The 12,633-nt window shown below is 62.3% G+C and carries 13 protein-coding genes and 1 tRNA gene; 13 read left to right on the top strand and 1 reads right to left on the bottom strand.

Going from position 1 to position 12,633, the window contains the following annotated elements; genetic code table 11:
- The 12 genes from I6L33_RS14045 (at position 1) to hypA (ending at position 11,475) form a co-directional block, all read left to right on the top strand.
- Positions 1–570, top strand: a complete 570-nt coding sequence (locus I6L33_RS14045; protein ID WP_216972729.1) for a formate hydrogenlyase complex iron-sulfur subunit — start codon at positions 1–3, stop codon at positions 568–570.
- Complete coding sequence (locus tag I6L33_RS14040; protein ID WP_005301886.1) at positions 570–1,385, top strand: NADH-quinone oxidoreductase subunit B family protein; 816 nt, start codon at positions 570–572, stop codon at positions 1,383–1,385. The genes I6L33_RS14045 and I6L33_RS14040 overlap by 1 nt, the downstream gene beginning before the upstream one ends.
- Complete coding sequence (locus tag I6L33_RS14035; protein WP_016350983.1) at positions 1,378–1,791, top strand: formate hydrogenlyase maturation HycH family protein; 414 nt, start codon at positions 1,378–1,380, stop codon at positions 1,789–1,791. Before I6L33_RS14040 ends, I6L33_RS14035 begins: the two co-directional genes overlap by 8 nt.
- Positions 1,791–2,300, top strand: coding sequence for a hydrogenase maturation peptidase HycI (hycI, locus tag I6L33_RS14030; RefSeq protein ID WP_216972728.1), 510 nt, complete (start codon positions 1,791–1,793; stop codon positions 2,298–2,300). Before I6L33_RS14035 ends, hycI begins: the two co-directional genes overlap by 1 nt.
- 193 nt (positions 2,301–2,493) lie before the next feature.
- A tRNA-Sec gene (locus I6L33_RS14025) sits at positions 2,494–2,585 on the top strand.
- A 269-nt stretch (positions 2,586–2,854) separates the two neighbouring features.
- Positions 2,855–4,282, top strand: a complete 1,428-nt coding sequence (gene selA / locus I6L33_RS14020; RefSeq protein ID WP_216972727.1) for an L-seryl-tRNA(Sec) selenium transferase — start codon at positions 2,855–2,857, stop codon at positions 4,280–4,282.
- A 4-nt stretch (positions 4,283–4,286) separates the two neighbouring features.
- On the top strand, positions 4,287–6,170 hold the full coding sequence (selB, locus tag I6L33_RS14015; protein WP_216972726.1) for a selenocysteine-specific translation elongation factor: 1,884 nt from the start codon (positions 4,287–4,289) through the stop codon (positions 6,168–6,170).
- Positions 6,167–8,605 (top strand): carbamoyltransferase HypF, encoded by a 2,439-nt coding sequence (hypF, locus tag I6L33_RS14010; protein WP_216972725.1) that lies wholly within the window; start codon positions 6,167–6,169, stop codon positions 8,603–8,605. The genes selB and hypF overlap by 4 nt, the downstream gene beginning before the upstream one ends.
- A 5-nt stretch (positions 8,606–8,610) precedes the next feature.
- On the top strand, positions 8,611–8,862 hold the full coding sequence (locus I6L33_RS14005) for a HypC/HybG/HupF family hydrogenase formation chaperone (protein ID WP_124253047.1): 252 nt from the start codon (positions 8,611–8,613) through the stop codon (positions 8,860–8,862).
- A complete protein-coding gene (gene hypD, locus I6L33_RS14000) occupies positions 8,856–9,974 on the top strand; it encodes a hydrogenase formation protein HypD (protein ID WP_216972724.1) in 1,119 nt (372 codons plus the stop codon). Before I6L33_RS14005 ends, hypD begins: the two co-directional genes overlap by 7 nt.
- A gap of 85 nt (positions 9,975–10,059) precedes the next feature.
- Positions 10,060–11,064 (top strand): hydrogenase expression/formation protein HypE, encoded by a 1,005-nt coding sequence (hypE, locus tag I6L33_RS13995; protein ID WP_216972723.1) that lies wholly within the window; start codon positions 10,060–10,062, stop codon positions 11,062–11,064.
- A 69-nt stretch (positions 11,065–11,133) separates the two neighbouring features.
- On the top strand, positions 11,134–11,475 hold the full coding sequence (gene hypA / locus I6L33_RS13990; RefSeq protein ID WP_216972722.1) for a hydrogenase maturation nickel metallochaperone HypA: 342 nt from the start codon (positions 11,134–11,136) through the stop codon (positions 11,473–11,475).
- Here the strand turns inward: hypA and I6L33_RS22045 are convergent.
- A complete protein-coding gene (locus I6L33_RS22045; protein WP_254204933.1) occupies positions 11,453–11,827 on the bottom strand; it encodes a hypothetical protein in 375 nt (124 codons plus the stop codon). The two genes, hypA and I6L33_RS22045, sit on opposite strands and share 23 nt — an antisense overlap.
- On the opposite strand from I6L33_RS22045, the gene hypB reads away from it, so the two are divergent.
- Entirely contained in the window at positions 11,708–12,568 is an 861-nt protein-coding gene (hypB, locus tag I6L33_RS13985; protein WP_216974135.1) for a hydrogenase nickel incorporation protein HypB, read from the top strand. The two genes, I6L33_RS22045 and hypB, sit on opposite strands and share 120 nt — an antisense overlap.
- The last annotated feature ends 65 nt before the right edge of the window (positions 12,569–12,633 follow it).

Raw genomic sequence — 12,633 nt, 5'->3', positions numbered from 1 at the left:
ATGATCAAGCTGTTCAAGACCATCCTCAAGGCTGGCACCCCGACCGCCAAATACCCCTTTGCCCCTTATGAGGTGAACCGGGATTTTCGCGGCAAACCGAAATATCAGGCGGATCAGTGCATCGCCTGCGCCGCCTGCACCAAGGCCTGCCCGGCCAACGCGCTGGTGATGGAAGTGGACATTGAGACCGGCGAACGGCGCTGGGAGATCTCCATGGCGCGCTGCATCTTCTGCGGCCGCTGCGAGGAGGTCTGCCCGACCCATGCCATCGCCCTCTCCCCCGAGTTCGAGCTGGCGGTGACCAACAAGGCGGATCTCTATGAGGAGGCCCGCTTCGCGCTGGCCCCCTGCACCCTGTGCGGCACCTACTTTGCCCCGAGCAAGCTGGTAGCACTGGTGGAGGACACCCTCAAGCAGGCGGGTACGCCGCTCACTACCCCGGAGCGACTGCACCACTGCCCCGACTGCAAACGAAAACAGAGCATGCTGAGCCAGCCTGACTCGGCCCTGATCACACCGATAGCCACACCGATGGCCGCACCGATGACCACACAACAGGAGTGGATGTGATGAGCAAGATCAAAGGCATAGAACCGGTTGTCGGCCATGCCCATACCCGCGCCGTGCCGCTGGCACAGGATCCCGAGATCACCAAACTCAAGAAGACCCTGCTCAAGGACATTCGCCGCTCGGCCTATGTCTACCGGGTCGATTGCGGCGGCTGCAACGCCTGCGAAATCGAGATCTTCGCCACCATCACCCCGCTGTTTGATGCCGAGCGTTTCGGCATCAAGGTGGTCGCCTCCCCCCGCCACGCCGACATCCTGCTCTTTACCGGCGCGGTGACCCGGGCGATGCGGGTGCCGGCCCTGCGCGCCTACGAGGCGGCGCCCGATCCCAAGATCTGCATCGCCTACGGCGCCTGCGGCTGTGACGGTGGCATCTTCCACGACCTCTACTGCGTCTGGGGCGGCACCGACAAAATCGTGCCGGTAGATGTCTATATCCCCGGCTGCCCCCCCACACCGGCGGCTACCATTTATGGCTTTGCCGTGGCGCTCGGTCTGCTGGAACAGAAACTCAAAGCCACCAGCCACGAGGTGCAACCGGGTGAGCGGGTCGAACTGCGCCACACCGGCATCCCCAATGAAATCCGGGTGATGATCGAACGCGAAGCGCGCCGCATGGCCGGTTACCGGCAGGGGCGGATCATCGCCGACGAATTCATGGCCCTGCTCGAAGGTGCGACCCAGCAGGATGTGGATCTGCGCATCCAGAGCTACCTCGATCAGCACGACGACCCGCGCCTGGCGGAGATCGTCAACAACCTGGCAAACGCCTGCCTCAACCGGGCGGCCGGCAAAGGAGAGGCGGTGCATGGCTGACGAGGTTTTCTTCTATCGCCTCTCGCGCAAGTTCGTCGACGAGCAGTTCGACGTCCCCGAGGAAGCCAAAGAGGTGATGTACTACAGCCTCGCCATCGGCCACCACCTCGGCATCGTCGATTGCCTGCGAGCAGACCTGGTCTGCTCGCTGACCGGTTATCGCGACTGGGTGGCCAAGCTGCCAGAGGGGAGCGAGGCGCGCCGCAAGATGGAGGGGTTTCTCACCTTTGGCGAGATCACCATCTATCGCGAGCACTGCCATATGCTGGCCTGCGCCTTCGACCGACTGCGCAAAGCCGACAATGTGCTCGATGAGCAGGAGCTGGGCTGGACCAATACCTTTATGGATCAGCTCACCGCCCTCTTTAACGACCCCCATATGTACCTGATGGTAAGGAGCCGCTGATGGGCTGCAATCTCGTGTTGACCGTGGGCAATGCCATGATGGGGGACGACGGTGCCGGCCCCTATCTCGCCGACAAGCTGCAGGCCGCCCCCCTGCCCGGATGGATCCATATCGACGGCGGCATCGCGCCAGAAAATGTGGTCTACAAGGTGCGGGAGCTGCAACCAGATCGGGTGGTGCTGGTGGATGCCGCCGAGATCGGCGAGAAGGCGGGTACCCTACAGGTGATCCCCCCCGAGACCATCGCCGAGATGTTTATCTTCTCGACCCACAACATGCCGCTCAATTTTTTGATCGACGAGCTCAAGACCTTTGTCCCCGAGGTGATCTTTGTCGGGGTACAACCGGCCATCGTGGCGTTCTCCTTCCCGATGACCGAGATGGTGAGCGGGGCCATGGATTATCTCTACGATCACCTGGAAGAGGCCAAAGATAGCGAGTTGTTAATAAACCGGCTGGTCCAGTGGAATATCACCAACGCGGCCACCGATTATTTGCCGGCTTGTTAACGGCAGCAGTCTGCGCTCCCTCTAAAGGCATATATAAACGCCCGATGTTAAATTAAAAACATCGGGCTAATTGCCATGAAATTGATATAAATCAACGCGCGGACATTTTTCAGAAAGTCGGCCAACTCGCTATTTTTAAACATAAAAAAGCGTTGCCAGTCACAGAAAATTGCCACAAAATGGTGGCCATTGCGGAAGCTGATGGGGTCTGGTGGCCTCCTCGGTCTTCAAAACCGATGAGAGCCGAGAAGGCTTTGGCAGGTTCGATTCCTGCCTCTTCCGCCAAATTTCATATATTGGAGAGAAACCGTCAATTATGTTTCAGGCTGGTTGACGACTGTTTCACACATTGTTCTAACAAGGCGCCTGTCGCATTGCCAATATAATCTGAATGCGCTCCGACCACCTTATTTATCTGCTCGAACATTAATTTATCCATTCGCCTTTTTTATTAATTCATGAATGGCAAAAAGCAGCAAATAAGCAGCGTCGCAGCGGCCTTCCCCCGGCAAGGCGGCGTGCATGACACTCCCACGCACAGCCCGGGTCATCCCATGCCAACTCCGTCTGACGTATCCTCCCTCGCCCCCAGCGCCTCTTATGCCGCGACTCCAGCAAACCAGCGCCGCTTGCCACAAGTGGAACAGCTGCTGCAGCAACCTTTTCTCGCAGGTTTTATCGAGGCGCTGAGCCGCCCGCTGGTGACCCAGGCGGTGCGCGACACCCTGAGCGAGCTGCGCCAGAGCGAATATTTTCGCCAGCACGGCGTCGCCCCCGAGCAGATCGAGGCGCTGATAGCCAAACGCTGCCGACAGCAGTTGCGCCAGCGTCAGACCCGGGTGATCAACGCCACCGGCACCCTGGTGCATACCAATCTGGGGCGCTCACCGTTAAGCAGCGATCTGTGGGACGAGGTGCGCGACCTCAACACTGGCTACAACAATCTGGAGCTGGATCTCGCCACCGGCAAGCGCGGCGGGCGCAAGGGGCTGATCGCCCCCCTGCTCCGTTGCCTCACCCAGGCCGAGGATTCGCTGGTGGTGAACAACAATGCCGCTTCGCTCTTTTTGCTGCTGCAGGAGGTGGCCAAGGGGCGCGAGGTAATCGTCTCGCGAGGCGAACAGATCCAGATTGGCGGCGGCTTTCGCATCCCCGACATTCTGGCCCTCTCTGGCGCCAAACTGGTGGAGGTGGGCACAACCAATATCACCACAGCCCGGGATTACCTCGATGCCATCACCGATCAGACCGCGCTGGTGCTGATGGTACACAGATCCAATTTCGCCATTCGCGGCTTTACCGAATCCGCCGACATCGGCGAGCTGGCCCGCGCCCTGCCCGAGCAGGTGGTGCTGGCAGTGGATCAGGGCTCGGGCTTGACCACCGAGGAGTTTGCACCGGACGAAACCTCGGTGCGCCAGTACATCAAGGCGGGGGCGGATCTGGTCTGCTACTCCGGCGACAAGCTGATGGGCGGGCCTCAGTGCGGCATCATCAGCGGCCGTGCGGACCTTATCAAGCGGTTGGAAAAACACCCCATGATGCGCACCTTCCGCTCGAGCCGCATCATCCACTCCCTGCTGGAACGCCTGCTCATCCACAAGCTCAACAAGTCCCCCGTCGGCGAGGGTATCGCCCAACGGACTTTAAGCAACCCGGCCGCCATGCAGGCGAAAGCCTCCCAGCTGATGACCGCCCTGCCCGGCTGCTTTGTGCCGGTTCCCGCCCAGCTGGTGGTGGGCGGCGGCACCTTGCCGGACGAGTTTTATCCAGCCCCTGCGCTGGAGTGCACCGACCCGCGTCCGGCCCAACAGTTGCTCGATGATTTGCGCAAACTGCCAGTACCGGTCATCGCCACCGTGCGCCAGCAGAAGGTACTGCTCAATATGGCCACCCTGCTCGACGAGGACATGGAGCTGCTGATCGCCCAGCTTAAGCAACTGCTGCTACCCACCCCGATCACTGCGAGCCAGGAGCCTTGATCCCATGACTTCCTATCGCGCCGTTATCGGCCTTGCCGGTCACGTGGATCACGGCAAGACCTTGCTTATCAAGGCTCTCACCGGCATCACCACCGCCCGCGCCCATGAGCAGGCCATCGGCATGACCCAGGATCTCGGCTTTGCCCACTTTAACGACGGTCAGGGCAACACCATAGGCGTCATCGACGTGCCCGGCCACGAGCGCTATATCCGCAATATGGTGGCGGGGCTCTGGAGTCTGGATCTGGTGTTGCTGGTGATTGCCGCCGACGAGGGGTGGATGCCGATGACTGGCGATCACCTGCGCCTGCTCAAGGCGATGGGGGTGCCGCGCCTCTTGGTCTGCATCAACAAGTGCGATCTGGTAACGCCCGACGAGCTGGAACTCCTTGAAGAGAGCCTGCTGGAGCGGGTGATGGACGAGAGCGGCATGGTGCCCGACATCGTCAGCGTCAGCGCCAAGACCAGCGAGAACATGGCTGCCCTGCACACCGCCATCGTGCGCCAGCTGGGGGATATGGCCGAGCATCATGCCCCCCGCGAACGGGCTGCCCCGCGCCTGTATGTAGACAGGGTCTTTACCGCCAACGGCACCGGCACCGTGCTCACCGGCACCCTGCAACAGGGCCGCCTCAAGGTGGGGGACAAGCTGCGCCTCTACCCCGCCGATCGGGAAGTGCAGGTGCGCTCCCTGCAGGCCTATCACCAGAGCGTCGACGAAATCGGCGCCGTCTGCCGGGTAGCGGTGGGCCTTAAAAAAGTGCCCCACAAGGAGGTGGCCCGCGGTCACTGCCTCACCAGCACTGCCGGTCAGTGCGGGGCGGCCACCCACCTTATCGTGCGGCTCTGCGAGGTCGGCGGCAGCATCAGGGAGCAACGCAACCGCGAAGTGGAAGTGGCCCTCGGCAGCTGGCATGGCCGGGCCCGTTTCGTGCCCATCAAGGATACCCGGCTGGCGCGGCTGATCTTTACCAGCCCCATCCCCTGCTTCTTTGGCCAGCCGCTCGCCATCATTCGCCACGGCAGCAGCGAACTGCTGCACGGCGCCCGCATCGTCTGGTGCGGCGACATCCACCCCGCCAGACGCAAGACGCTGCACGCCCTGCTGGGCGAGCTGCCAGATGAGCTTGAGCACTACAACCCGGCCACCCTGCAACTGGGGCTCAATGGCTATGTACTGGCTAGCCGCTTTGACCAGCGACCCGAGCAGGTCACCCCGCTCGGTGAGTGGCTGCTGGATAGCTGCTGGCTGGCACAGAGCCGCGACCAGCTGCTGGCTACGCTGGCCAGCGAACCGCTTAGCGCTGCAGAGCTCACAACCCGTTTTGGCATAGCCCTGCCGGTCATTCAGGCCCTGCTCCAGCAGCTCAAAAGCGAGCAGCACATTCGCCTGCACCATGACAAGTGGCAGCCGGGCAGCGGCGAGTCGGAAGATGATCTGGGAGAAGAGGCGCAGCTGGTGCTCAAGGTGGTGCGAGATCAAGGCAAGGAGGGTTACGAGCCCGGTAAACTGGGCCCCGGCGGCGTGGCGCTGGACCCCTTTATCACCCAGAAACTGCCCGCCGCCCTGCAGCAGGGCTTGCAACAAAAAGGCGCGTTGCAAAAGCAGCTGCGCAATCTGGCGCGACTCAAGTACCTGGTGCAGCTCGATGGCCCCATCTACTACGACGCCACCCTTTACAACCAGATGGTCGCCGAAGTGCTGGCGGGCCAGCAGGTGGGAGATCTGATCGACATGGCATCCCTCAAGGAGATCACCGGTTTGTCGCGTAAATACGCCATTCCGTTCTGCCTGCGCATGGAGATGGATGGCTGGGTGCGGCGCGAGGAGAACGAGCGCCGGGTGCTGCGTTTGCCGCAGACTCAAGATGAGATGGAGCCGGCATGAGCGCCACCATCGCCCCCTCTGGCTCTTCCAATCCTGTGGCCAACCGGCTGCGCCGCGAATTTCATATCGACGGTATAGTGCAGGGGGTCGGCTTTCGCCCCTTCGTCTATGGGCTGGCGCTGCGCCACGGCCTTGCCGGTTATGTGTTGAACGACGCGAGCGGCGTCACCATAGGTGCCGAAGGATCACCCGAGCAGCTCACAGCCTTTACCCGCGAACTGCGGGAACTGGCGCCGCCCTTAAGCCGAATCGATCACTTCAGCGAGCGGGAGCTGCCCCTTGCTCATGATCCCGACTTCGATGGCCAATTTCATGGCCAGTTTCGAATTAAAGCCAGCCAGCAGCAGAGCGCGGCCACGGTCGCCATCTCGCCGGATCAGGGGATGTGCGAGGCGTGCGCCCGGGATGTGGCCAATCCCAACGATCGCCACCACCACTACCCCTTTACCAACTGCACCCACTGCGGCCCGCGCTACACCATTATCCGCCGCCTCCCCTACGACCGCCCCCATACCGCCATGGCGGGCTTTGCCATGTGCCCGCGCTGTGCGGCGGCCTATGAAGACCCGCTGGACAGACGCTACCACGCCCAGCCGGTAAGCTGCCCCGAGTGCGGGCCCCATCTGACCTGGCGCAGCGGCCACGGCGATGCGCTGGCCGAGCACGAGGATGCGCTGCACACCGCCGCCCGCGCCCTGCAAGCGGGCAAGCTTATCGCAGTCAAGGGGATGGGGGGTTATCACTTGATGTGTGATGCCCGCAATGAACAGAGTGTCGCCAGATTGCGGACGCTCAAGCGGCGCGTGCGCAAGCCGCTGGCGGTGATGATGGGCTCCCTTGCCGAGGCCAAACTGCATCTCACCGGCAGCGAAGACGAGTGGACGCTGCTCGCCTCTCAGGCCAGACCCATCACCCTGCTGCGCAAGCGCAAAAACGATGATCGGCTCTCAGAAACTGGGCAACCAGCCGCGCCGCTGGCCGAGGGGATCGCCCCCGGCATCCCCTACCTTGGCATCATGCTCCCCTATACCCCGCTCCATCAGCTGCTGCTGGACGCCTGCGCCATGCCGCTGGTGGCCACCAGCGCCAATGGTCGCGGCAGCCCAATCCTCATCGAGTGCGAGGCGGTGGTCAGGGAACTCGGCCGCGAGATTGACGGCATCCTGGATCACAACCGCCCAATCCTACACCCCTGCGACGACAGTCTGGTGCAGTGGGCGGGCGGGCGACGCCAGACGTTGCGCCTCGCCCGGGGCTATGCCCCCTGCACCCCCAGCCTGAAAGAGGCGGTCAGGGTGCCGCTCTTGGCGGTCGGGGCGCAGCAGAAGAACCAGCTGGCGCTCGCCTTCGGCCGCCAGCGCATCTACAGCCCCTATATCGGCGATCTGCACAGCCTGCCGATGCAGGAGCACTTCGAGCAGACCCTGGCGACCTTTCGCGAACTCTACGACCTCAAGCCAGAACTGCTGGTCTCGGATCGCCACCCCGGCTACCTCAGCCATCAGTGGGCCAAGGGCTATTGCCAGGATCAGGGTGCCACCCACCTCGAGGTGCAGCACCATCACGCCCACCTGCTGGCAGTGATGGCCGAGTACGACACCACGGGCCCTGTACTGGGGGTTGCCTTCGATGGCACCGGCCTTGGCGATGACGGCACCCTCTGGGGCGGCGAGCTACTGATCGCAGACGTTCAGGGCTTCGAGCGGGTTGCCCACCTCCAGCCCTTCAAGCTTGTCGGCGGCGAGGCGGCCATTCGTGAGCCAGTGCGCCAGCTGCTGGGGCTGCTGTTTGAATCGCATAGTCCTGAGCAGATCAGTGCCCTCGATATTCCGTTGATCAAGCAACTGCCCCTTAAGCGGATCAGCAACCTGCACCAGCTTTGGCAGCTGGGTCGCAACGCCCCCTACACCAGCTCCATCGGTCGGCTATTCGATGCGGTGGCGGCGCTCTTGGGAGTGATCGACACCCCGGATTACGAGGGCGAGGCCGGGCTCCTGCTGGAGGCAGCCGCCTTGCAGCTTGCCCCCGATGAAGTGCCCTTCCCCCTCGCCTTTGATCTCAGCCAATCAGCGAAAGGGCCGCTGCAGATCGAGTGGGCAGAGCTGCTCAATACCCTTGTCAGCGAGCGGCGAAAAGGCACCGCCACCGCCAGCCTGGCCGCCGGTTTTATCCGCGCCATCAACGATTTGGTCATCGCCCTGGCGGAGCGCTTCCCCGGCTATCCGGTGGCGCTCGGGGGCGGCGTGTTTCAAAACCGGGTACTGATGGACCAGCTGGTGCCCGCACTCGAAGCCGCCGGTCGGCAGGTATTGACCAGCGAAACCCTGCCACTCAATGACGGTGGCATCGCCGCCGGTCAGCTCTGGTTTGCCATTCACCATCTTGCCACGCATCAGCCTGTCACCACCGGTTGTGCCACCTTGTCGGAGTCCTGAAATCCATGTGTCTATCCATCCCTTCTCAGGTGGTGCAGCTGCACCCCGAAGATAACTGCGTCACCGTCGACACCCTGGGGGTGCAGCGGCGCGTCAGCTGCATGCTGCTCGAAGAGCCTCTCCAGGTGGGCGACTATGTGCTGCTCCATATCGGCTTTGTGATGAGCAAGATTGACCAGGAGGAGGCGCAGGCCAGCCTCGAGAGCTTCCGCCAGATGGTGGCCCTGATGCCAGAGCAGGATATCTTGCCATGCTGACCTTGAATGACCTCTTTCAGGGCTTTCGCCAGCCCCAGGTGATCCGCGCCCTCGCCGCCCAGATCACTGAACTCGCCAAAGATCTGCCCGAACCGCTGCGGGTGATGGAGGTGTGCGGCGGCCATACCCACACCATCATGAAGTACGGCCTGCACCAGCTGCTGCCGGCCAGCATCGAGTTCGTCCACGGCCCCGGCTGCCCGGTCTGCATCATGCCCAAAGAGCGCATCGATCAGGCCATCGAGCTGGCGAGCCAGCCCAGCGTCATTCTGGTCACCCTGGGGGACATGATCCGGGTGCCGGGCTCCAAAGGCACATTGGCCCAACAGCGCGCCAAGGGGAGCGATATCCGCCCGGTCTATGACCCCCTCGATGCCCTGCGTATCGCCAAAGAGAATCCGGACAACACCGTGGTCTTCTTCGCCATCGGTTTCGAAACCTCCACCCCGATGACGGCGGCGCTCTTGGCAGCAGCCGAAGCAGAGGGGGTCGAGAATCTGCTGTTTCATATCAACCATGTGCTGGTGCCGCCCGCCATTCACGCCGTGATGGCCGACGGGGTGGCCAAGGTGAACGCCTTTATCGGCCCCTCCCACGTCAGCGTCATTACCGGCGCCGATATCTACCTGCCCATCGTCGATCGCTATCAGGTGCCTGTGGTGGTGAGCGGCTTCGAGCCAGTGGATGTGATGGAGGCACTCTTGATGATGGTGCGCCAGAAGGTGGAGGGTCGTTACGCGCTGGAGGTGCAATACAGCCGCGCCGTCACCGCCAGCGGCAATAAAGCCGCCCAGCGGCTGGTCGAGCGCTTTTTCGAGACCCGCGAGCACTTTCGCTGGCGAGGTCTGGGGGATATCAACGCCTCCGCCCTGCGCCTGCGCGATGCCTTTGCCAAGCGCGATGCGGAGCGCCACTTCCAGCTTGATCAGACTCCCATCGATGACCACAAGGCCTGCCAGTGCGCCGATATCCTGCGCGGCCTGGCCAAGCCGAACCAGTGCAAGGTCTTTGGCCGGGGCTGCACCCCGACCCAGCCCATGGGCAGCTGCATGGTCAGCTCCGAGGGGGCCTGCAATGCCTACTACCGATATATGGGGATCCAGGAACGATGAGAGAAATCCAACTTAGCCACGGTGGTCGGGTGATGGGTGGAGATGAACCAGCCTGTTTCGGCAATCTTGTGGAGAACCAGACCCGATGAGAGAAATTCAGTTAAGCCACGGCGGTGGCGGTGTGGAGATGAACCAGCTGATCAACCAGCTCTTCTTTCGCCACTTTGGCAACGAGATCCTGCTGCGCTGTGAGGATGCCGCCCTGCTGCCGGTAAACGGCCCCGTTGCCTTCACCACCGACAGCTTTACCGTCTCGCCGCTCTTCTTCGAGGGGGGCGATATCGGCAAGCTGGCCATCGCCGGTACGGTCAACGATCTGGCCATGATGGGGGCCAAGCCCGAGTATCTGAGCGCCAGCTTTATCATCGAGGAGGGATTCCCCTACGCCGATCTCGCCCGCATCGTCGAGTCGATGGCATCAGAGCTTGCCAAGAGCGGCGCCCGTATCGTCTGCGGCGACACCAAGGTGGTGCCCAAGGGGGCGGCCGACAAGATATTCATCAACACCAGCGGGGTCGGCACCTTCCCGCTGCCCGAACAGAGCCGGGGCATCTCGGTACGGAGCCTCAAAGCCGGTGACGCCATTCTGGTGTCGCGGGATATCGGCAGCCACGGCGCCTGCATCCTGATGGCCCGTGACGCCCTGCAACTGGGATCTGATCTCAAGAGCGACTGCACCACCCTCTGGCCACAGGTCGAAGCGCTGCTAAAAGCGGGCATTACCCCTCACGCCCTGCGCGATGCCACCCGCGGTGGCCTTGCCGCCGTGCTCAACGAGTGGAGCACCGCCTCCCAGGTGGCCATCGAGCTGGAGGAGTCCGCCATCCCGGTGTGCGATCCGGTGCGCGGCCTGTGCGAGCTCTACGGTTTCGAGCCCCATGATCTCGCCAACGAGGGGACCATGGTGCTTGCTCTGCCTGCCGAACAGGTGCAGGACGCGCTGGGCATCTTGCGGCAATTCAACCCTTCGGCAAGCCAGATCGGCGTGGTGCAGGCGAGCGATCGCCACAAGGTGATCCTCAACAACCCCTGGGGCAGCCGCCGTTATCTGGAGCTGCCGCAGGGGGAGCTGCTGCCGCGGATCTGTTGAGCAGCCATGCCGTTCCGTCAATTACAGGGAGGAGTCACTGCTCCTCCCCATATCGGTTAAGGAGCCACCATGCACGAAATGTCTCTGGCCATGGCCGCCATCGATCTGGCGGCCGAGCAGGCCACCCAGCGGGGCTTTAACAAGGTGACCGCCCTCTGGCTCGAGGTCGGCAGCTTCTCCTGCGTCGACCCGGATACCATTGCCTTCTGTTTCGAGGCGGCCGCCAAGGGCACCGTGGCCCAAGGCGCCCAGCTTCACTTTCAGCACCAGGCGGCAGAGGCCTGGTGTTACGACTGCAACCAGACGGTCACCCTCACCGAGCGCGGGCAGGCCTGTCCCGAGTGTGGTGGATACAAATTACGAGTCGCGCAAGGTGATAGCCTGCGCATCACCGACATCGAGGTAAGTTGATATGTGTAGCGTATGCGGATGCGGCCAGACGCGGATCGCCGGCCATGAGCACGATCATGAGCACGATCATGAGCATCATCACGAACATGGTCATGAGCACGACCATCATCATGCTCATAACGCCCATCACCATCATGACCACCAGCAGAGTGCGCCGCGCACCCTCATCATTCACCACCACTATCACCATCAGGGGGATGTCCATCACCACTACCACGGGGTGCGGGCTCCCATAAGCCATGAGGGGCATGATCACCCCCACGACCATCATCATGATCATCCCCACTCTCATGACCACGGCCATTCCCATGCGCATCCCCATGATCACAGCCATGACCATGACCATGACCATGACCATGACCATGACCATGACCATGACCATGACCATCAGCAGGGTGATCTGCACTACGGCAAAGGGGAAGCGGGATTGTCGGTGCCCGGCATGGGGCAGCGCCAGCTGATCGCCATCGAGATGGATGTGCTGGCCAAGAACAACGCGCTGGCGGCCCACAACCGCGAACACTTCACTGCCGCAGACCAGCTGGTGCTCAACCTGGTCTCTAGCCCGGGTTCAGGCAAGACCACCCTGCTGTGCGAAACCCTGCGCCAGCTGGCCGACAAGCGCCCCTGCGCGGTGATCGAGGGGGATCAGCAGACAAGCAGAGATGCGGATCGCATCCGTGCCACCGGTGTCCCTGCCGTGCAGATCAACACCGGCAAGGGCTGCCATCTGGACGCCAAGATGGTCCACGACGCCTGCCACCAGCTGCCCGCCAATGAAGGGGGCATCCTCTTTATCGAGAACGTGGGCAATCTGGTCTGCCCCGCCAGCTTCGATCTCGGCGAGAAGTACAAGGTGGCGATCCTCTCCGTCACCGAGGGGGAAGAGAAGCCGCTGAAATACCCGGACATGTTTGCCGCCGCCCAGCTGATGGTGATCAACAAGACTGATCTGCTGCCCTACGTCAGTTTTGACGTGGCCCGCTGCATCGAGAACGCCAAACGGGTCAACCCCTATATTCAGGTGATCCAGGTCAGCGCCACCACAGGCGAAGGGATGGATGCCTGGCTCAACTGGCTGGCCAGTGCCTGAACCGGCTAAACGCCGCTGATAACGGTAGAAAACAAGAGAGGGAGGCCGATGCCTCCCTCTCTTTT

Origin of the sequence: Aeromonas sp. FDAARGOS 1403 (assembly GCF_019047325.1) — a bacterium.
GTDB lineage: Bacteria > Pseudomonadota > Gammaproteobacteria > Enterobacterales > Aeromonadaceae > Aeromonas > Aeromonas dhakensis.
The sequence above is the reverse complement of the archived record's forward strand: the minus strand, read 5'-3'. Positions and strand labels throughout refer to the sequence as shown.